Here is a 19,987-nt window from a genome sequence, read left to right on the forward strand (position 1 = left end):
GCATCCACGTTGACATCACACTGCCAGCATAGTGCAACACTTTCGCCCTGTCAAGCACAACGGGTCACCAGCGCAGCAATATCACGCTCTTAAGGGGCGCTCCGCCGGAGCAGCCCGCGTCTTTTGACCGGCACAAGCCCCTCCTCCTCGCGGCTCTCCCAGTGTTTCATCTCGGCATCGAATTGTTCGGACATCGCCCGCAGCAGTTCATTCATCTGGCGCTGCATCCTTTCCATCCGGTCCCGCATGTTCAGGATGACCTCCACTCCCGCCAGATTCACGCCGAGCTCTTTTGTCAGCCGCAGGATCAGCTCAACCCGCTCCACATCCTCTTGCGAATACACCCGCGTGTTGCCCTCAGTGCGAGCCGGACGAAGCAGCCCCTCCCGCTCATAGACCCGAAGGGTCTGCGGGTGGATATCGAACATTTCGGCTACGACGCTAATCGAATATCGACGCCGTCGCTGCCCCACCCTCGTCCCCCTTTCAGTTCCCATCGCCACTATGGAAGATGGTTACTTCCAGATCGTGCGCCTCGGATCTTCCGGGTGCAGACGCCCCAGTTCTCTGAACAGCTCTTGCGATTGCGTATCGAGATTCTGCGGCAGAACGATCTTGACGGTAACGAACTGATCGCCACGCCCCGATCCCTTCAGATGCGGTACCCCCATGCCACGAAGTCGAAAGATCTGTCCGCTGCACGTCTCCGGGGGGATGCGCATCGAGGCCTTCCCGTCTACAGTTGGGACCTCGATCTTGGCCCCTAGCGCCGCCTCAGTTACGGTAATCGGCACCTCGCAATAGATATTATCCCCCTTGCGCTCGAAAAAGGGATGAGGGCGGACGCGGGTTACGATGTATAAGTCTCCAGGTGGGCCTCCCTGCCGTCCCATATGGCCTTTCCCTTGGACCCTGACGTTCGATCCATTTTCCACGCCCGGTGGGATCTTCACGGAGATTCGCTCAGCCTTGAGCACTGTCCCCGTCCCATGACAGGAGCTGCAACGGGATGAGGGCAACTTTCCGGTCCCCTTACACCGAGAGCATGCCTGCTGTCCACCAAAGAGCCCAAGCTTCCCTCGCGCCCGCCCGCTGCCTTCACAGGCAGGGCAGGCGTGAAACTGGCCCCCCGTCCCGGCACCCGTACCTGAGCAGGATGGACAAGGGGCACGTCGCTCGAGGCTGATCTCAGTAGACAGACCCCTAACCGCATCTTTGAACTCAAGGTCAATGGTGTAATGGAGATCTTCACCCTTTGATGGTCCGGTCTTGGCCTCCTGCCCGCGTCGGCCGAAGATGTCAGAGAAGAGATCTTCTATTCCGCCATGGCCCCCGAGGTCAAGCTGGCTGAAGTCGAACCCACCCGGTCCCGCTCCTGGCCTCTGGCCTGTCTCACGCCCCACGCCAAGTGGCTGGTGCCCGAACTGGTCGTACTGCTGGCGCTTGGGCGTGTCACTCAAGACCTCATACGCCTCGGTGATCTCCTTGAACTTCGCCTCGGCCGCTTTGTTGTTGGGGTTGACGTCAGGGTGGTGCTTCCTGGCCAGACGCCGGTAGGCCTGCTTGATCTCCTTGTCCGAAGCGCCTTTGCGGACGCCAAGGACCTCATAATAGTCGCGTTTACTCATTCTTGCCACCAGCGTACCGGCTTGCATTCTCGTGCGGACTCAACGAACGCGGGGGTTCAGGCGAAGCGTTAGCCCCATCCATAAACCCCCGCTTTTGCCACAGTCGCTTCAAGCGATCACGTTACATCGATCTTTACTTGCGTGGGTTTGGCCTCTTCCGCTTTCGGCATGGTGACCTCCAGTACACCATCCTTGAAAACCGCCCTGATCTTGCCCTGTTGGACACCGGTGGGCAAGTTGAAGGTGCGCTGAAATGCCCCGTATGAGCGCTCGACTCGAAGGTAATTTTCCTCCTTGACCTCATGCTCGGATTTTCGCTCGCCCTTCAGTGTCAGGGTGTTGTCCTGCACCTGGATGTCGATGTTGTCCCGGCTTACCCCAGGGAGCTCTGCCTTCATGACGATGCTATCTGGAGTCTCGAAGATATCCACGGAAGGCGACCACATGGAGGCCGTCAGCCCCTCCTTATCATCCCCACGGGTCCGGGACAGTGCATGATCGAAGAGGTGATTCATCCGCTCCTGAAGCGTCATGACATCGCGGAATGGATCCCATCGAATAATCGCCATCTGCTTCACCCCCTTTCTCAGAAAATAGCCGTCAGCAATCAGCCTTTAGCTGTCAGCCTCAGATAACAGCGGGAGACGTATCAGAAGAGCTGGTAGCTGATCGCTGAAAGACGACAGCTCCTCATCCTATTTTTTGTCGCCTTTACTGCCGAGATCCTCGAACTCAGCATCGACCACCCCACCCTCTGGCGCTCCCTGCGATGGCTCACCCTGGCTCTGTTCACCGGGGGCAGCCTGCTTGCTCTGGGCCTGCTGATAGAGCAGCTCAGCAAGCCGGTGGGAGGCTTTGGTGAGCTGATCAAGCGCCTCGCGCTGCTTTCCCGCCTCTTCGTCCTTCAGGGCCTCCTTGGCCGCGCTGATGGCGGTCTCCAGCGTGCCCAACTCGGCGATCGGGAGTTTTTCGCGATTCTCGTTCAGTAACTTCTCTGTCTGATAGCACATACTGTCAAGCTGGTTTCGGACCTCGATCTCCTCGCGCCGCTTCTTATCTTCCTCGGCGCACCGATCGGACTCTTTGACCATTCGCTCGATCTCGTCTTTGGTGAGCCCGGAGCTGGCAGTGATGGTAACCTTCTGCTCCTTGCTGGTGGCAAGGTCCTTGGCGACAACGTTGAGGATCCCATTGGCGTCGATGTCGAAGGAGACCTCGATTTGCGGAAGGCCGCGCGGTGCCGATGGAATTCCCACCAGGTGAAAACGGCCCAGCGTCCGGCTGTCCCTGGCCAGTTGCCGCTCCCCCTGGAGGACATGGATCTCCACGCTGGTCTGACTATCTGCCGCCGTCGTGAAGAGTTCGCTCTTGCGGGTCGGGATGGTGGTGTTACGTTCGATCAGCCGAGTCATCACCCCACCCAAGGTTTCGATCCCCAGCGAAAGAGGTGTCACGTCCAAGAGGACCACGTCCTTGACGTCACCGACCAACACGCCGGCCTGAATGGCTGCGCCGATCGCGACCACCTCATCGGGATTGACCCCTTTATGCGGCTCCTTTCCAAAGAGCTCGCGCACGAGCGCTTGAACCTTCGGCATCCTGGTCTGTCCGCCCACCAGCACAACCTCATCGATATTGCTTGGATCGAGACCGGCGTCCTTCAATGCCTGACGGCAGGGCCCGATGGACCGTTGGATCAGGCCATCGACCAGTTGTTCGAGCTTCGCCCTAGTGAGCTTGATGCTCAGGTGCTTTGGGCCGGAAGCGTCGGCCGTGATAAATGGAAGGTTGATCTCGGTTTCCAGTACCGTACTGAGTTCGCATTTGGCCTTTTCCGCAGCCTCTTTCAGGCGCTGAAGCGCCATCCGATCCTTACGCAGGTCGATCCCCTGATCCTTCTTAAACTCATCCACCAGCCACGAGATGATCTGCTCGTCGAAGTCGTCGCCTCCGAGGTGGGTATCGCCGTTGGTGGATTTGACTTCAAAGACCCCTTCACCCAACTCCAGAATCGAAACGTCGAAGGTCCCCCCTCCCAGGTCATAGACGGCAATCTTCTCATCCTTTTTCTTGTCCAAACCGTAGGCCAGCGCCGCCGCCGTAGGCTCGTTCACGATCCGGAGTACCTCGAGACCGGCGATCTTGCCGGCATCCTTGGTGGCCTGGCGCTGCGAGTCGTTAAAATAGGCGGGAACGGTGATGACCGCCTGCGTGATCTTCTCCCCGAGATAGGCCTCGGCATCCGTCTTCATTTTCTGGAGGATCATGGCGGAGATCTCTGGTGGCGAATAGCCCTTCCCTCTTACCTCAACCCCGACATCGCCATTGCTGGCCCGAGCCACCTTGTACGGCACCAGCTTGATCTCCTGGCTGACCTCCTCATTACGCCGACCCATGAAGCGCTTGATAGAAAAGATCGTGTTTTCAGGGTTGGTGGTTGCCTGCCGCTTGGCGACTTGACCTACCAGTCGCTCCCCCTCCTTCGAGAAGGCCACGACCGAAGGGGTCAACCGACCGCCCTCGGCATTGGGGACCACGACTGGGTCTCCAGCCTCCATGATGGCCATTACGGAATTGGTTGTTCCGAGGTCAATACCGAGAACTTTTGGCACCTCTTACCCTCCTGATAAGAAATTGTCACGGTCAAGTGAACCAATGATGGATCTGCTCTTCACTATTCTCGTACGTAAAGATAGTACATTAGTCTGCGCCTGTCAACTATCATTGCAAGAATTCTTTTAGGTTTTGATCTCACATCTTCTAGTGTCTCCAGTTGGAAAACCCCTTGACCCACCGTATCGTGTGGAGTAATGTTGCGATAATCCATTGAATATTAAGGGAGAATACTCGGTCTCCGATCTTTATTCGAGGAGGGGAGAATGGAACCGACAACTACCTATATCGTCGTCCTGATTACAGCAAGCTCCAGACAGGAAGCTGAGACGATCGGTAAGGCGCTGGTCGAGTCCCGGCTGGCAGCCTGCGTGAACATCTCGGCCGGCGTGACCTCCCTCTTCCGGTGGCAGGGAGCGATCGAACACCAGGAGGAGGTGCTAATGCTGGTGAAGAGCCGCAGCGATCTCCTCCCCTCCATTATTGAGGTCGTAAAAGGGTTACACTCTTACACTGTACCGGAAGTGGTGGCATTACCCATCCTCGCCGGATCCCCTGACTACCTCGCGTGGGTGGACGAGTCGTTGCGGTAAACGCCCGAGGCTCGCCGAAGGTCACCCTCCACGGCGACCCGGCTTCCCCATCTTCAGGCCGAGTTGACCCTGGCACGACCCTTGCTGCAGGTATAGTTCCTACGAGGAACGCACGTTCGCATTTGAAATGCTTGACAATCCGATCGAAGAAGGGTATAAAGCCCTACAATTGCCTGCTGTTGTTAGGGCCCTACAGAAAGAGCATATCACCGCGGCTTCTTGATGCTTGTCGGCTTTGGGTTCACAACCCTCACAGGAGGTCAAGATGTACCAGCGATTCCCTCGAAGGCCCCTAGGGGTAGCGGTCGCCATGTCGTTGGGCGTATCGCTCCTTGCCTTTACTCCAGCCTTACCTTCCGAGGAGCCGACCCGCCTGCCTGTGCGTGGCACGCAGACAAGTGGTCATAGCCTACAGCCGCTGAGCTACTCTAAGCATCAGCTCACAGCCGCTGTCGTCTTACCCCATGGCATTCAGGGTGTCCAACCCCAGAGCGCAGCCGTTGACAGCACACCTCGAAAGACAGGAGAAGACGAGGGGGTCCTTCGGAATGGGTTGGTCCATTCTTCCAGTGGGTTGCAAGCATTGGCGGCAGGGAATCGAGCCAAGGCCCAGGAAGAGTTGGAGATCTCAACGAGTATCCTGGCGAAGATCTCCGGGGTAGCGACTTCAGGTAATCTTCGCTTCCAGCTCATTGAAGAAATAGCTCTCCTCAAGGCGGCACTTTCTGGCGCCTCTCCAGGTCAAGAAGTCATTGGCCAGGCAAACGAACAGGATGAGGAAGAGGACGAAGCCGATACGGAGGCGGCCCCTGACCTTGTCGCTCCCGAAGAAGCGCAGAGGCTGGCGCCTGCGCAGGGCGAGATCGTTTCGATGCCTGATCTGGACCTGAGCAACTTTGACGTGCCGATCGTACTCAATGAACAAGTCAAGGCGTACATCCTGTACTATCAAGGCCGAAAGCAGGGGGTGATGAACCGGGCCTTTGAGCGTTCAGGGCGGTACCTGCCGATGATGCGCGGAATCTTTCGGGATCAGGACCTCCCGTTGGATCTGATCAATCTGGCGTACATCGAAAGCACCTTCAACTATCGCGCTTACTCCAAGGCAAAGGCCTCCGGGATCTGGCAGTTCATCAAAGCGACCGGGAATCGGTATGGAATGAAGGTGACCTACTGGCTTGATGAACGACGGGATCCGGAAAAAGCAACCCGCGGGGCAGCCGCCTACATGAAAGAGCTGTACGGGATGTTTCATTCCTGGCCGCTGGCGCTGGCCGCGTACAACGCAGGCGAGAATCGAATTCAGCGGGCTATCGAACGGCAGGGGACTACTGATTTCTGGTCATTAAAGCTTCCGAAAGAGACCCAACTCTTTGTCCCGGCCTTCATGGCGATCACCATCATTGCCAAGGACCCAGCTCGGTACGGTTTCACTGCGCCGGTTGAGGAGCCCTGGGAGGTAGAGCGAGTGACGGTACCCGGGGCCATTGAGCTTCGTGCTATTGCTCGGGCGGTGGGCGTTCCGTCCGATGTCATCCGTGATCTCAATCCAGCCTTGATGCGTGGGGTGACCCCTGTCACCTCCGCTGGGCATGAGATCTCTCTGCCGCTTGGCACGAAGGGAATCCTTTTGGCCAACCTGGATCAGTTGCCGAGATCCACTTCCCGTGAGGTGGTTCAGGTCGCAGGCCGGTGGCATCGGGTGAAAAGAGGGGAGAGTCTGGGGTCGATCGCGTCGCAGCACAAGACGACCGCTGCCGGGCTCGCCAACCTCAATGGGGTAAAAGTTAGCGATGGGCTGAAGGTAGGGGCGCTGCTCCGATTGTCGCCAGCCAAACCATCGAGTGAGCGAGCCACAATCGTTGCTCGATCTACCCGCCCCCAGACAGGCGCAACGCGGACCCAGGAGGCCACTCCACCCTCCCGCTCCAGCACCCACATCGTCAAGCGCGGCGACACACTCTTTGGCATCGCCAGGGCCTACGCTGTCACGCCTGAGGAACTCCGACGATGGAATGATAACGATCTGAGAGGCCAGACGAAGATCAGACCTGGGCAGTCCCTTCGACTTAGCTCAGAGCAGGCATTACAGGTGGTCGCTCAGGCTGGTAAGAGCAACCGTGAGGTTCACCGGAGCGCTCCTGCTGCTTCCACAGTCCCTGCCCTGTATCACCGGGTGAAAAGAGGCGATACCCTATGGGCGATCGCCAGAATCCATGATGTCACGCCGGAAGAACTCCGCCGATGGAATGACCTTGGGCGTCAGGCCAAGCTCCGTACGGGTCAGGATCTGATGATCCGTCTCAGCGAGAGCTAACACAGGTCTCTTCGACCTCTTACCCAGCTTCCCTATTCAGCTCTTTTGGCATCATAGCCCGAGGGTAGCTCTTTCAACTGCATGCAAGGACCAGTCGTCCCACCAGGCGGTCCTGACCGACGTATTCGGTTCAAGGCAGGCGTTGCCTGCATTGCTGTGAGCTTCCTGGTCTATCCAGCCTATGTTGCAATTCCTTTCCTCTCACTTTCAAGTACGACGAAGCTCACCATCACTCTCATCGCTTCGATCCTGAGCTGGGGGACCTTTTGTGCCGGCTCCTACCTGAGCGGGCGAGACGGGTATGAGTGGCTCAAGCGACGACTGCGTCGCTGATCTGTATCGGACAAATCGATCGCTGCCTTACCCTGTCTCCCCCTCTGAACCCCATGCTCCTTTTCAAAGGGGATATCTCCGTGTTAGGCGAAAAGGATGTAGGCCATGATCAGCATTGTGGGATGGGATAGATATGGCAGGTAGATAGACTGTAGTCTTTTAGACTGTAGGAGCGTGCACAGACGAGCCACGCATTTCCGAATACGACGCGAACATGATGGAGACCGAAGCGGGATCTACTTGGCTACCATACCACGCTCAGAGGCTAGCCGTCTCGATCTTCACCTTGGCCCGCGCCCGCACTTGGCGAATCCAGTCGGTAAACACCTGATCCCGCTTCCTTCCCAAAAGCCCATGGCTGAATTGGGCTTTCTCGCGTTCGAATTCTGCGGGACTCGGGTCTTTTCGATCGGAGACTCGGAGGATGTAGCTCGCCTTCGTACCTTGGATGATCGGGCTGATTGTCCCCCGCTCCAGCGCCAACGCGGTCTCTTTAAACGTCTGCTGATCCAGTACCTGCGGGAGATCACGATCCCATGAGAAGAAATCGCTGACAAGCGGCTTGAGTCCGGACGCCTTGACGATCTCCTCCCAGGATTTTTTCTCCTTGGCCAGTCCGGCAACTTTCTGAATGGTGGCCTGTTGTGTCTTTGAATCTGAGAACAACAAGTACTCGGCCTTCACGGAAGCTCGGTTAAAGCGAAACGCCTCCCACTCCTCATCCGGGAGGAGATGAATCCCTCCCTTCACCCACTCTTCAACCTTACGAATCAGCAGATCCTCACGCAGGCCCTCCTCGAACCTCTCAGGGGTCAGGCTCGCAGATTGGAGGGTCCGGAGATACTGGTCGCGGTTGAAACCGGTCGCGTTGCTGAAGACCGGCATCTTTGTGATCTCTGCGACCAGTTCGTCAGGGCTAATCACAATGCCCAATCGCTTCGCCTCGTGAAGCAGTAGACGACGCCCAATGAGCGCTTCTACGATCTGCCCTTTCAGGTTCAGTTGTTCGAGGATTTTTTCATCAAACTTATCACCCAATTTCTCTTGGTACTGCCGATACTGACGCTGGTAGGCCTGCTGATACTCCGTATAGGGAATTTTCTCACCCTCAACGGCAGCAATGGGATTCTGGGTGTCCTGCCCGCCAGGACCAGACGCGGAACGGAATCCCCAGACTAGGAAGGTGGTCCCAACAAAGGCAAAGATCACTAGCCACATCGTAATGCCTAGCGCTTTTTTATATCCTCGCATTCGCCTCAGCACAGCAATGCCCTCCATTGAAGTTTCCAACGCCAACACGTTCATGTTGTTTAATAACTCTTTATGCTATCGCATTGTGACGATCGGCGCAACCCTTTTTATTTCTCGATCCAATTTCCGCCCTAGATACTACTTGTATTTCACGTTCTTATATGCTACAAAAAGTCCTAAAATCGTGTACGGCCTGCATAGCAGTGGGCGTCACAAATTAGCATAAGGAGTTGCTCGTGATCTTCGATTGGTTTTTCGGTATGTTCTCTAGTGATCTGGCCATCGATCTTGGAACCGCTAATACGGTCATCTACGTGAAAGGCAAGGGGATTGTCCTTAGCGAGCCGTCGGTGGTGGCGGTCAAAAAAGGAACCAACATAGTCCTGAAGGTGGGACGCGACGCCAAGGAGATGCTCGGCCGGACCCCTGGTAGCATTGTCGCTATTCGCCCGTTGAAGGACGGCGTCATCGCCGACTTCGATATTACTGAGGCGATGCTCAAGCATTTCATCGTCAAGGTCCACAACCGAAAAACGCTGGTCCGACCTCGAATCGTGGTCGGCGTCCCCTCCGGTATCACGCAGGTCGAGAAACGCGCCATTCGCGATGCTGCGGAGCAGGCTGGGGCGCGCGAGGTCTACCTGATGGAAGAGCCCATGGCCGCAGCGATCGGGGCTGGACTCCCGATCCAGGACCCCGTAGGCAACATGATCATCGACATCGGGGGCGGCACAACCGAGGTGGCTGTCATCTCCCTGGCGGGGATCGTGTACGCCAAGTCGATCAGGATTGCTGGAGACGAGATGGATGAGGCGATTGTCCAGTACCTGAAGCGGAAGTACAACCTGCTCGTAGGAGAACGGACCGCAGAGAGCGTGAAGATCCAGATCGGATCGGCGTTTCCGTTCGACGAGCCGCGCAAGATCGAGATCAAGGGGCGCGATCTGATTGAGGGTATCCCCAAGGCGGTCACCATCAACGACAGCGACATTCGAGAGGCCCTTCACGATCCGATCTATGCCATCCTGGACGCGGTCCGAACAGCTCTAGAGCGAACACCGCCGGAACTGGCCGCCGACATCGCGGATAAGGGGATTGTGATGGCCGGCGGTGGGGCCATGCTTCACGGCCTTGATCTCCTGATCTCCCATGAGACCCACCTCAAGGTCCGGGTGGCTGAAGACCCACTCTCGTGCGTCGTACTCGGAACAGGGAGGGCGCTGGATGAGCTGGATCTCCTCAAGAGGGTGTGCCTCGAGACGTAGTGCGGTCTGCCGACGGCCCGTCGATCCTTTCGCTTGAGATACCAAGACTTCACGTCTCCCCGCAACTCAGTATAAGTAGACAGTAGGGACAGGCATGACTCGGCTGCTGCTTCGATATCGGCGGATGCTAGTCCTCCCGACCGCCCTGCTCTTGGCCTTCGTGCTGATGACACTGCAGGCGCGCAGCGGCAGCGCCATCGCTGACTTCGCGAAGCTCATCCTTCTCACCTCCATCTCCCCATTCCTTCGACTTACCACGAAGAGCTTCGACATAACCGCTACGCTCTGGAATGAGTACGTCGATCTCCGCCGGGTCAGCCGCGACAACCAGCTCTTGAAGGAAGAGGTTCGGCAGCTCCGGACTGAGGTGGGAGAGCTACACGAGACAGCCCTGGAGCACTCTCGCTTGAGCCAACTCTTCCAGATGAGTAGTCGAGTGGGTACGGAGGCGATCGTTGCCAAGGTGATCGGAAAGGACGCCACGAACTGGTTCAGAACGATCCTGATCGACAGGGGTGCGGACCAGGGGATCGCGCGCCACATGGCGGTCGTGACCGCCGAAGGGTTGGTAGGGAGAGTGGTGGACGTGATGGCGCGCACGGCTCGGGTACAGCTCATTACCGACCCGGAGAGCGCCGTGGGCGTTCTCATCCAGCGAAGCCGCGTCGTCGGGGTAGCAGCGGGGAGCCTGGGGGGGACCACCCAGATCAAGTATCTTCCGTTAATGGCTGACGTGGCCGTCGGCGATCGGGTCATCACCTCGGGGATGGGCGGTATCTTTCCGAAAGGCATCCCGGTGGGTAGGGTCGTACGATCAGGTCGGCCGACGAGCGGGGCCTTGTTCCAATCTACTGAGGCGCAGCCTCATGCTAACTTCTCGCGTCTGGAGGAAGTGCTGGTCCTGAAATGGCCACCCTCGCGAGACTTGTCATGGGCAGACAGGGAGCCTCTGCCGTGATCGCATTCCTGCTCGCGCTCTTCAGCACTTGCCTCCTTCAGACCGCCATCGTCCCTAGCCTGGCCATAGGCGGTATTCAGCCGGACCTGTTTCTGATCCTTCTCTTCGGGCTGAGTCTGTCGGCAGGACCAGAGCTGACAGCAACCGCCGGTTTCTTCATCGGGCTATACCAGGACTCCCTCTCCGGCGCCCCCCTTGGCCTAAACGCGTTCGCGTTGAGCCTGATCGGCTTCCTGGTGAATCGGTTGAGTCGACAGGTAAAGACGACGGATCTCCTGGGGCGATTTGCTATGCTCTGCCTGGCTGGCCTGTTGTCCGGGCTTATCACCCTCCTGCTCCTCCGCTTCTTCCATGCTCCCCGCCCCATCGCTTCAGCTCTCCTGTGGACCGCGCTGCCAGGAGCGCTCTACACCGCGATGGTAGGGACCGGGCTGCTCGCCATGCTAAAGCCACATACCACCATGGGTCTCACCCGATGAGCTGGGAACATGAGACCCCGAACCCCTATGCCCCCTTCCAGAAGCGGATCATGGTTGGAGCCTTTCTGATCTCCGGAGCCATTCTGTTACTACTGCTCCGTCTCTGGGCTCTACAAATTCTGGAAGGCGAACGCATGCTCCTCCTCTCTCGCAATAACCGCCTGCGCTTGCGTCCGGCCGAGGCACCCCGAGGGCTCATTCTCGACCGAAACGGAGAGCTCATGGTGGAGAATCTGGCGTCCTTCGACCTGTATGCCTTGCCGGAGGACATGCCTGATATCGAGGAGACTACGCGCCACCTCGCCGCGATCCTTCAGTCCTCACCAGACGAGCTGAGACAGCGCGTCTCGCAACGGCAGGGCTCGCAGCTAGAGCCTGTGCTGCTGCGCAAAGGAGTAGATGAGCGAACTGTGATGGCCATCGAGGAGCAAAAGATCGATCTTCCGGGGGTCAGCCTTCGAGTCAGACCGGTGCGCACCTATCCGAAGGGCAGCTCGGCCGCCACCCTGCTGGGCTACGTTACCGAGGTGAGCCAGGCGCAGCTCAAGTCGAAGGATTTTCAGGACTTCCGCTCGGGTGAGACAATGGGGCAGGCCGGTATCGAGCGGCGATACGACGCGTTCATTCGAGGCGTCGACGGTGGGGAGCAGGTGGAGGTGGACGCGATCGGAAGAGTCAGTCGGTTGATCCAGGCGGTTGAACCGCAGTCCGGGTTTAACCTGCACCTCACTCTCGATAGCCGGCTACAGCGGGTCGCAGAGGAGGCCTTCCAGGGCAGAAGCGGCGCGCTCATCGCCATCCACCCGTCCACTGGTGAAATCCTGGCCATGGTGAGCCAACCAACGTATGACCCAAACCAGTTCTCCCAGCGGATGACCCCGGAGCAGTGGCGTGGGCTTATCTCGAGTCCTCATCATCCCATGCAGAATAAAGGGCTCCAGGGCCAGTACCCACCCGGCTCCATCTTCAAGCTGGTGACCGCGCTTGCCGCCCTCGAGAAGGGCGTCATCACTCCCGAGACGAAGTTTTCCTGTGACGGCTCCTTCAGCCTCGGCTCCCACGTCTTCCATGACTGGAAGAAGGGCGGTCACGGGACGCTGAATCTTCAGCAGGGGATCGCCAACTCTTGCAACATCTACTTCTACATCACCTCCCTCAAAACCGGGATAGAGGAGATCGCCCGCGTTGCCCGGGAGCTGGGGCTTGGCGCCACCTCCGGGCTTGGGCTGAGCGATGAAGCGAGAGGGGTTATCCCATCCCCTGGGAGTACCTCAAAAAAGTCTGGTGGATGGTATCCCGGCAACACCTTGATGGCCGGGATCGGTCAAGGGATGGTCACCGTCACACCGATACAGGCAGTGATGATGGTCTCCGCCATCGCGAACGGGGGAACCCTCTACCGTCCATGGGTCGTGCGAAGGGTAGAGACGCTGAACGGGGAACCGATTGAAGAGTACGGCCCGGAATTCGTCCGAAAGGTGAACATCGACCCCGATAACCTCGCCATCGTCCGGGAGGGGATGCAGGCGGTCGTAAGCGAGGGAACAGGGATCCGCGCCAAAATCCCCGGGCTCAGGGTGGCCGGAAAGACAGGGACGGCCCAGGTAGTAGGGAATGGTGGCTCGCAGAGAGGTGATCAACGGGACCATGCCTGGTTCGTCGCCTTCGCGCCCGCAGACGATCCCCAGATCGCTATTGCCGTAGTGGTGGAGCATGGCGGGTTTGGCGGCCAAGTAGCTGCACCGATTGCGAAGAGCCTCCTGGAGGCGTGGTTTAAGCTCCCCAAGGAGCCACAGACAGTTCAGGCTGCTGAGCCGGAATCGGCTGAAGGGGACTGATGAGAGATCCTGTCTCGTGTTGATCGACCGCCGCGTCCTGCCCGCCGCCTTCGACTGGCGATTGGCTGCCTCTGCTGCCGGGCTTGCCGCCCTGAGCGTACTGATTATCTACAGTACGAGCGGTCTACACTCCTCCCTCTTCCGGAGATCGCTTTACCTTAAGCAGGCGGCCTGGGCGGTGATGGGGCTCTTCGCCATGATCCTGCTCTGCGGGCTCCACTACCGGACGATCTGGCGTCTTGCCTATCCTATCTATGGCGTGATCCTTGCGAGCCTACTGCTCACCAGCCTGACCGGCCGAGCCGGCATGGGCGCCCAGCGATGGCTCGGCATCGGATCGTTCGCATTCCAACCGTCAGAGTTCATGAAGCTGTCACTCATCCTCCTGCTGGCCCGCTACTTTGAAGATCACAAGGACGATCTGCGCGCGCCTCGGACCTTTATCCCACCGATCCTCCTGACCCTCTTGCCTGCAGCTTTCGTCATGCGGCAACCCGACCTTGGCACCGCCATCATGCTGCTCTTGATCTCCGCCAGCATCCTGGTGCTGATGGGGCTGAAGGTGCGCTACTTCGTCATGCTCGGCACGTTGGGAGCGGTCATCGCCCCTGTACTCTGGCGCTTCCTGCATGACTACCAAAAGAGCCGGATCCTCGTGTTTATTGATCCTGACATGGATCCCATGGGTGCGGGCTATCACCTCGCCCAATCGAAGATCGCCGTCGGCTCTGGAGGACTCCTCGGAAAGGGATGGATGGTGGCCACGCAGAGCCAGCTTAACTTTCTGCCGGCGAATCACACCGACTTCATCTTCGCCGGCCTTGCGGAGCAATGGGGCTTCATCGGCTCCATCGGCCTGCTCCTGCTCTACGCCTATCTCTTTTCAAAGGGCCTGCGCCTCGCCAAAGATGCCCGCGACCTGTTCACCATGGTCACTAGCTTCGGCGTCGTCAGCATGATGGCTATACAGGTCGTCATCAACATCGGGATGGTGGTCGGGATCATGCCGGTGGTCGGCATCCCTCTCCCGCTACTCTCCTACGGCGGCTCTGCCATGCTAGCGAATATGCTGGCCGTCGGTCTCCTGCTCAACATCCGGATGCATCGCTATCTGTATTGAGGCTGCACTGAAGCCTTGACAGGTCCCGTTGTCGCTGCTATGAAATACAGGGTTTAGGGTCTAGGGTAAAGGGTTTAGTTCAGCCTCTGCGTCCTGTACCCTAGACCCTAAACCCTATACCCTGGAGTTTGGGGATGAATTATAAAGAAACGCTGAACCTGCCCAAGACCGCCTTTCCGATGAAGGCGGATCTCCCTGTGCTCGAGCCGTCCATCCTAAAGCGGTGGGAAGTCTTGGATCTCTATGGTCGGCTCCGAGAGGTCCGAGCTGATCGGCAGGCTTGGATCCTCCACGATGGCCCCCCCTACGCAAATGGCCACATTCATATCGGCCATGCACTCAATAAGATATTGAAGGACATCGTCGTCAAGTCGAAGTCGATGTTCGGCTACGACACTGCCTTCGTCCCAGGATGGGATTGCCACGGGCTCCCGATCGAACACCAGGTCGATAAAGACCTGGGTAGTAGGAAAGCGGAGGTGTCGCTGGTCGAGAAGCGGCAGCTCTGTCGGGAGTACGCCGCCAGGTTCATCGATATTCAGCGGGAAGAGTTCAGGCGTCTCGGAGTGCTCGGCAACTGGTCAGACCCCTATCTCACCATGGATTACAAGTATGAGGCGACGATTGTCCGCGAGTTGGGGAGGTTGTTCGGCGCGGGGGTCGTCTACAAGGGGAAAAAGCCGGTTCACTGGTGCGCCTCTTGCCGGACCGCCTTGGCTGAGGCCGAGGTCGAATACGGCGATCATGCCTCTCCGTCCATCTACGTCAAGTTTCCCCTCGACCCGGGCGCCGCGGAGCGTCTGCCGGTACTGCAGGGCGCACGATCGTTCGTCGTGATCTGGACCACGACACCATGGACGCTGCCGGCGAATCTGGCTATCGCCGTGCATCCGGATGCATCCTACGCGATCGTCGAAACGTCCGGTGAGTTCTTCATCATCGCCAAAGATCGGCTACAAGAGACGCTTGCAGCCGCAGGAGTAACAGAGAGCCGGGTCGTCGAGGAGATGCCTGGCCGTGCGCTGGAAGGGCTTATGGCCAGACACCCCTGGATTGACCGGGGCTCGAAGGTCGTGCTGGCCGATTACGTCACCATGGATCAGGGCACCGGGTGCGTACACACGGCTCCGGGGCACGGGGTAGAGGATTACGAGACCGGCATGAAGAACGGCCTCGACATCTATAACCCCGTAGACGCTGCCGGGAGATTCGTCGCGGACCTGCCGCTTGTCGGAGGCCTGAGCGTATGGGCGGCCAACAGCACGATCGTTGCAGAGCTTCAGCGCCGAGGTCTCCTGCTATCGGAGGCGAAACTCTCGCACTCCTATCCTCATTGCTGGCGGTGCAAGAAACCAACGATCTTCCGGGCGACGGAGCAGTGGTTCGTCTCCATGGACGCCGCGGTCCTGCCTGACGAGGGGGGCGGGCAGACCGGCCTCCGCGCCAAGGCCCTGGCGGAGATCAAGCAGGTCCAATGGATCCCCTCCTGGGGCGAGGAGAGAATCAGCAATATGGTCGCTTACCGCTCCGACTGGTGCATCTCGCGACAACGAGTCTGGGGGGTCCCGATCGTCGCCTTCTACTGCACCCATTGCGGCCACATCCTGGCGGACCAGCGACTCGCAGAGCACGTCGCGACCATGATCGAACGCGGGGGAGCTGACATCTGGTACACGGCTGCGGCAGCGGACCTGCTTCCGCCCGGGACCGCCTGTCCCAACTGTGAGAGGGCCGACTTCGAAAAGGAACGCGACATCCTGGATGTCTGGTTCGATTCCGGTGTGAGCCACGCGGCCGTCCTTGAGGTCCGGCCCGACCAACGATGGCCCGCCGACATGTACCTCGAAGGGAGCGATCAGCATCGGGGGTGGTTCCATAGCTCGCTGCTCACCGCGGTCGGAACCCGGGGACGCGCACCATATCGTGCGGTTTTGACCCACGGCTTCGTGGTGGATGGTGCGGGGAAGAAGATGTCCAAGTCCCTCGGCAACGTCGTGGCCCCACAAGAGGTGATTGAACGGTATGGCGCCGAGATTCTTCGCCTCTGGGTGGCGGCCGAGGACTACCGCGACGATATCCGGATCTCTGAGGAGATCTTAAAGCGGCTGGCTGAAGGATACCGACGAATCCGGAATACCTGTCGCTATCTGCTCGGCAACCTGTCCGACTTCCAGCCTGCTCACGATGCGCTGCCGCTCAACGAACTCGATGAGATCGATCGGTTCATCCTGCACCGGCTAGGGCGGCTCACCGAACGAATACGCCGGGCCTACGAGACCTGCGAGTTTCACCTCCTCTACCATAGCCTGCATAACTTCTGCGCAGTGGACCTGTCGGCTTTTTACCTGGATGTCCTGAAGGATCGGGTCTATACCTCCGCCCCCCGCTCCCGCGCCCGGCGCGCGGCCCAAACCTCGATGTATCAGATCCTTGACGCGCTCGTCAGACTCATGGCCCCGGTCCTCTCCTTCACCGCCGATGAGGTCTGGCAGGCGATGCCTAAGCAGGGCGGCGAGATGGAGAGCGTGCACCTTGCCGAATTCCCGCCCATCCGATCCAGTCTTCTGGACGAAGCCCTTGAAGCCCACTGGGAAGACTTGCTGTCAGTTCGGGATGATGTGCTGAAAGCCCTCGAAGCCGCTCGCAAAGCCAAGCTCATCGGGACATCACTGGAGGCACGCGTTGACCTCCTGGTAGAGCCCACCTTACTGCCAGTCCTCACTCAGTACGAAGCCGATCTGCCGACGCTGTTCATCGTCTCGGCCGTGAGCGTAGGGAGCCTGGCAGAAACAGAGGCGGCCGGAAAAAGGGTTGAGGTGCGAGTAGGGCGAGCAGAGGGACAGAAGTGCGCCCGCTGCTGGACCTACAGCGAAAGCGTGGGCCGATCCATCCCTTATCCGGATGTCTGCGGCCGCTGCGCCGGCGTCCTGGAAGAAATAGGGTATGGGGACAGGGTATAGGGTAAATGACCAAGGATTTATGCACCTCGCACCCCCCACTCCGCATCCTAAATCCTCCCACCCCCCCTTTGCAAAAGGGGGGCACGGGGGGATTTCGCACCACGCGCTAATCCATGCGGTTCTATGCTGTCGCTCTGACGGTCATCCTGCTCGATCAGGCTTCAAAGCTGTTGATCCAGGCCACGATGCCACTCGGCCACAGCATCCCCATCATCTCCGATCTCTTCGCGATCGTCCATGTCATGAACCCAGGCGCGGCATTCGGCCTCCTGGCCGATCAAGCTGCATGGGTTCGCAAACCTCTCTTCATTGGCGTCTCTCTCCTGGCCATCGGGTTCATCCTGTACCATCGCCATTGCAGGGTTGACGATCATCCGCTTACTATGCTCGGGTTGAGCCTGATCCTTGGGGGCGCTGTTGGCAACTTGGTGGATCGATTGAGAATCGGCATGGTCATCGACTTCATCGATGTTCATTACTATCAGTACCACTGGCCTGCATTCAATGTCGCGGACTCCGCCATCACCGTCGGCGTGTCGCTCATGATGCTCACGTTGATCCTTGGAGAACGTCGGGAGCGAGATCGGGGGCGGGCCTCATGAGCGGCGATGAGATTCGCGAACTCATAGCTGACGGCTCGGCCACCGACCTGCGCCTGGACCGCTACCTCTCTACCGCGACAGGGCTCCCACGATCACAGATCCAGCGCCTCATCAAAGCCGACCGGGTGCTGGTCGATGGTCGCCACCCAAAGGCGAGCGCCACGGCTCACCCGGGCCAGCACATCAGCCTCTCTATCCCTCCGCCACAGCCGTCCACCCTCACACCCGAACCGATTCCCCTCGACATCCTGTACGAAGATACTGACATTCTGGTCCTGAATAAGTCGGCTGGGCTTGTCGTGCACCCCGCCCCCGGGCATCAGACCGGGACGCTGGTCCACGCCATCCTGCATCACTGTCCGGATTTACCCGGGATCGGCGAGGAACGACGGCCAGGGATCGTTCACCGGCTCGACAAAGAGACCTCTGGGGTGATGGTCGTGGCTAAAACCGATACGGCCATGGCCTCGCTCGCCACACAATTTAAAGGACGTCGAGTGAAGAAGACCTACATCGCGCTGGTGCATGGCGAGGTCAAGCAGCCGGAGGGGAAAATCGAGGCCGACATCGGCCGTCACGAACGGGATCGAAAGCGGATGGCGGTGTGCACACGCAAAGGTCGGGAGGCGGTGACCATCTACCGGGTGATGAAGCGCCTCAATGGCTCCACACTGCTACAGCTCCAGCCACACACCGGCAGAACCCACCAGATCCGGGTCCACCTGTCCGCGATCGGACACCCGGTGGTGGGCGATAAGCTATATGGGGGACGAAGGGAAAGGAAATGGCGAATGGAGAGTGGAGAGTGGAGAGTGGAGGCGGAGCGACACCTCCTGCATGCCTGGAAACTCGGTCTGTTCCACCCGAGGACTGATGAGTGGATGGAGTTTGAAGCCCCGCTGCCGCTGGACTTCACAAGCTGGCTTCACGCAGAACCATCGACGGGAACCACCCCGCTCGGATCCCCTCCCGCCAGCGGTTCTTCCGGGCACCTCGCACCCCGCACTTCGCACCGTTCACGGTTTCTCCACCGTCACGATTCTGGTGGAGCCACACCGCAGGATCTTTCCTAGTGACAGGTCGAGTGCCATCACGCGAAGGTCCGCACTCCAATAGCACTCGGGGTCCTTGCAAGGACAAGGCCTGACAACTAAGCCATTGATCGTCGGTTCTATAGGGGCGGAATGTTCAGTAAAAGCCCCAACCGCTGCCGCGTAGTCGGCGCGATTGGCGGCGCACCATAACTGCTAGTCCCCGTTCGAATCGATACAGGCTCAGCTAAAGAGACACCGCGATTCGAGCCAACGGCCAGTGACGTTCTCGGCCTTCCGACTGACTACAACATCCTTAGTCCATCGAGAGGCGAGACAATTTGCTCGCGGTTTGAAGGTTCACTACGAGCGGCGGGTTGTCACTTACTCACCTGCCAACCGCTGCAACATGGCGACTTTCCCCTATCAGGCAGAGAAGAACTCCGGCGGTGTAGCAGTTTTATTGGAGAGGTACCCCAACCTTCAGCTTGCTGAGGCGTTTCTACGACGATTTTATGAGATTGCGTGATCCTGAAGCTGCATCTACTGGAACAACTAGGCCATGAACGAAAGTACCATAGCAACCGTCACGAAGAGCAACAAACCACCAGCCGCAATCCACAGCAATATTGTATCGCCACCATCCATTGAAGTCCCCCTTAGTTTAGATAAACGAAATCACCATAGCAACCGTCACGAAGGTCAACAAGCCACCAGCCGCAAGCCACAACAGTATCGTATCACCTCGATCCACTGAAGCCCCCTTTATTTTACTGGTTAGTGATTACCCCGGTCATTCCACAACATCCACCGCCAGATGTGTTTCGGATTGTATCCTACAGAGGTCAACCTTGCAACTATCTATGAAGAACCGGTCTCGTAACGAGTATAGCAACGACGGAGCCACCCTACCAGCGTAGTATAACATCCCGCAGTTCAGAAACCTAACGAAAGCTTTGCCGCATCGGCCCACACCATTCTTCCCGGAACCCGTAAGGA

The 19,987-nt window shown here is 58.6% G+C and carries 16 protein-coding genes; 11 read left to right on the forward strand and 5 right to left on the reverse strand.

Going from position 1 to position 19,987, the window contains the following annotated elements:
* Positions 1-89 precede the first annotated feature (89 nt).
* From CLG94_RS11025 to dnaK, 4 genes are all read right to left on the reverse strand, one after another.
* Entirely contained in the window at positions 90-473 is a 384-nt protein-coding gene (locus CLG94_RS11025) for a heat shock protein transcriptional repressor HspR (protein ID WP_107563506.1), read from the reverse strand.
* A 42-nt stretch (positions 474-515) separates the two neighbouring features.
* Positions 516-1,628, reverse strand: a complete 1,113-nt coding sequence (gene dnaJ, locus CLG94_RS11030) for a molecular chaperone DnaJ (RefSeq protein ID WP_161954150.1) — start codon at positions 1,626-1,628, stop codon at positions 516-518.
* A 116-nt stretch (positions 1,629-1,744) separates the two neighbouring features.
* A complete protein-coding gene (locus tag CLG94_RS11035) occupies positions 1,745-2,197 on the reverse strand; it encodes an Hsp20/alpha crystallin family protein (protein WP_107563510.1) in 453 nt (150 codons plus the stop codon).
* Positions 2,198-2,323: 126 nt separating this feature from the next.
* Entirely contained in the window at positions 2,324-4,240 is a 1,917-nt protein-coding gene (gene dnaK, locus CLG94_RS11040; protein ID WP_107563512.1) for a molecular chaperone DnaK, read from the reverse strand.
* Positions 4,241-4,507: 267 nt separating this feature from the next.
* Between dnaK and cutA the strand changes: the two genes are divergently transcribed.
* The 3 genes from cutA to CLG94_RS11055 all read left to right on the forward strand — a co-directional run bounded on the left by cutA (position 4,508) and on the right by CLG94_RS11055 (position 7,484).
* Positions 4,508-4,834 carry a divalent-cation tolerance protein CutA gene (gene cutA / locus CLG94_RS11045; RefSeq protein ID WP_107563513.1) on the forward strand — a complete coding sequence of 109 codons (327 nt, stop codon included), beginning with the start codon at positions 4,508-4,510 and terminating at the stop codon, positions 4,832-4,834.
* A 265-nt stretch (positions 4,835-5,099) separates the two neighbouring features.
* Positions 5,100-7,151 carry a LysM peptidoglycan-binding domain-containing protein gene (locus CLG94_RS11050; RefSeq protein WP_107563515.1) on the forward strand — a complete coding sequence of 684 codons (2,052 nt, stop codon included), beginning with the start codon at positions 5,100-5,102 and terminating at the stop codon, positions 7,149-7,151.
* An 81-nt stretch (positions 7,152-7,232) separates the two neighbouring features.
* Positions 7,233-7,484, forward strand: a complete 252-nt coding sequence (locus CLG94_RS11055; RefSeq protein WP_107563517.1) for a hypothetical protein — start codon at positions 7,233-7,235, stop codon at positions 7,482-7,484.
* 258 nt (positions 7,485-7,742) lie between these two features.
* Here CLG94_RS11055 and CLG94_RS11060 read toward each other — a convergent pair whose 3' ends face one another.
* Positions 7,743-8,735, reverse strand: coding sequence for a peptidylprolyl isomerase (locus CLG94_RS11060; protein WP_161954151.1), 993 nt, complete (start codon positions 8,733-8,735; stop codon positions 7,743-7,745).
* 230 nt (positions 8,736-8,965) lie between these two features.
* On the opposite strand from CLG94_RS11060, the gene CLG94_RS11065 reads away from it, so the two are divergent.
* The 8 genes from CLG94_RS11065 to CLG94_RS11100 all read left to right on the forward strand — a co-directional run bounded on the left by CLG94_RS11065 (position 8,966) and on the right by CLG94_RS11100 (position 19,030).
* Complete coding sequence (locus tag CLG94_RS11065) at positions 8,966-10,000, forward strand: rod shape-determining protein (protein ID WP_107563521.1); 1,035 nt, start codon at positions 8,966-8,968, stop codon at positions 9,998-10,000.
* A 94-nt stretch (positions 10,001-10,094) separates the two neighbouring features.
* Entirely contained in the window at positions 10,095-10,958 is an 864-nt protein-coding gene (gene mreC, locus CLG94_RS11070) for a rod shape-determining protein MreC (RefSeq protein ID WP_107563523.1), read from the forward strand.
* The gene (gene mreD, locus CLG94_RS11075) at positions 10,931-11,437 is read left to right on the forward strand and encodes a rod shape-determining protein MreD (protein ID WP_161954152.1); all 507 of its coding nucleotides are present in this window, start codon (positions 10,931-10,933) and stop codon (positions 11,435-11,437) included. The genes mreC and mreD overlap by 28 nt, the downstream gene beginning before the upstream one ends.
* Complete coding sequence (gene mrdA, locus CLG94_RS11080; RefSeq protein ID WP_107563526.1) at positions 11,434-13,275, forward strand: penicillin-binding protein 2; 1,842 nt, start codon at positions 11,434-11,436, stop codon at positions 13,273-13,275. Before mreD ends, mrdA begins: the two co-directional genes overlap by 4 nt.
* 16 nt (positions 13,276-13,291) lie before the next feature.
* The gene (gene rodA / locus CLG94_RS11085; RefSeq protein ID WP_161954153.1) at positions 13,292-14,395 is read left to right on the forward strand and encodes a rod shape-determining protein RodA; all 1,104 of its coding nucleotides are present in this window, start codon (positions 13,292-13,294) and stop codon (positions 14,393-14,395) included.
* A 134-nt stretch (positions 14,396-14,529) separates the two neighbouring features.
* Positions 14,530-17,355: an isoleucine--tRNA ligase gene (gene ileS, locus CLG94_RS11090; protein WP_107563530.1), complete on the forward strand. Its 2,826-nt coding sequence runs from the start codon at positions 14,530-14,532 to the stop codon at positions 17,353-17,355.
* Positions 17,356-17,468: 113 nt separating this feature from the next.
* On the forward strand, positions 17,469-17,957 hold the full coding sequence (gene lspA, locus CLG94_RS11095) for a signal peptidase II (protein ID WP_107563532.1): 489 nt from the start codon (positions 17,469-17,471) through the stop codon (positions 17,955-17,957).
* Entirely contained in the window at positions 17,954-19,030 is a 1,077-nt protein-coding gene (locus tag CLG94_RS11100; RefSeq protein WP_107563534.1) for an RluA family pseudouridine synthase, read from the forward strand. The genes lspA and CLG94_RS11100 overlap by 4 nt, the downstream gene beginning before the upstream one ends.
* Positions 19,031-19,987 lie beyond the last annotated feature (957 nt).

It is taken from the genome of Candidatus Methylomirabilis limnetica (assembly GCF_003044035.1).
Classification (GTDB): Bacteria; Methylomirabilota; Methylomirabilia; order Methylomirabilales; family Methylomirabilaceae; genus Methylomirabilis; species Methylomirabilis limnetica.

Excerpts from the sequence above, each read along its gene's own strand:
- dnaJ (WP_161954150.1), bottom strand. The coding sequence starts at position 1,628 with ATGAGTAAACGCGACTATTATGAGGTCCTTGGCGTCCGCAAAGGCGCT.
- CLG94_RS11035 (WP_107563510.1), bottom strand. The coding sequence starts at position 2,197 with ATGGCGATTATTCGATGGGATCCATTCCGCGATGTCATGACGCTTCAG.
- cutA (WP_107563513.1), top strand. The coding sequence starts at position 4,508 with ATGGAACCGACAACTACCTATATCGTCGTCCTGATTACAGCAAGCTCC.
- CLG94_RS11050 (WP_107563515.1), top strand. The coding sequence starts at position 5,100 with ATGTACCAGCGATTCCCTCGAAGGCCCCTAGGGGTAGCGGTCGCCATG.
- CLG94_RS11055 (WP_107563517.1), top strand. The coding sequence starts at position 7,233 with ATGCAAGGACCAGTCGTCCCACCAGGCGGTCCTGACCGACGTATTCGG.
- CLG94_RS11060 (WP_161954151.1), bottom strand. The coding sequence starts at position 8,735 with ATGCGAGGATATAAAAAAGCGCTAGGCATTACGATGTGGCTAGTGATC.
- mreC (WP_107563523.1), top strand. The coding sequence starts at position 10,095 with ATGACTCGGCTGCTGCTTCGATATCGGCGGATGCTAGTCCTCCCGACC.
- mreD (WP_161954152.1), top strand. The coding sequence starts at position 10,931 with ATGGGCAGACAGGGAGCCTCTGCCGTGATCGCATTCCTGCTCGCGCTC.
- mrdA (WP_107563526.1), top strand. The coding sequence starts at position 11,434 with ATGAGCTGGGAACATGAGACCCCGAACCCCTATGCCCCCTTCCAGAAG.
- ileS (WP_107563530.1), top strand. The coding sequence starts at position 14,530 with ATGAATTATAAAGAAACGCTGAACCTGCCCAAGACCGCCTTTCCGATG.
- lspA (WP_107563532.1), top strand. The coding sequence starts at position 17,469 with ATGCGGTTCTATGCTGTCGCTCTGACGGTCATCCTGCTCGATCAGGCT.
- CLG94_RS11100 (WP_107563534.1), top strand. The coding sequence starts at position 17,954 with ATGAGCGGCGATGAGATTCGCGAACTCATAGCTGACGGCTCGGCCACC.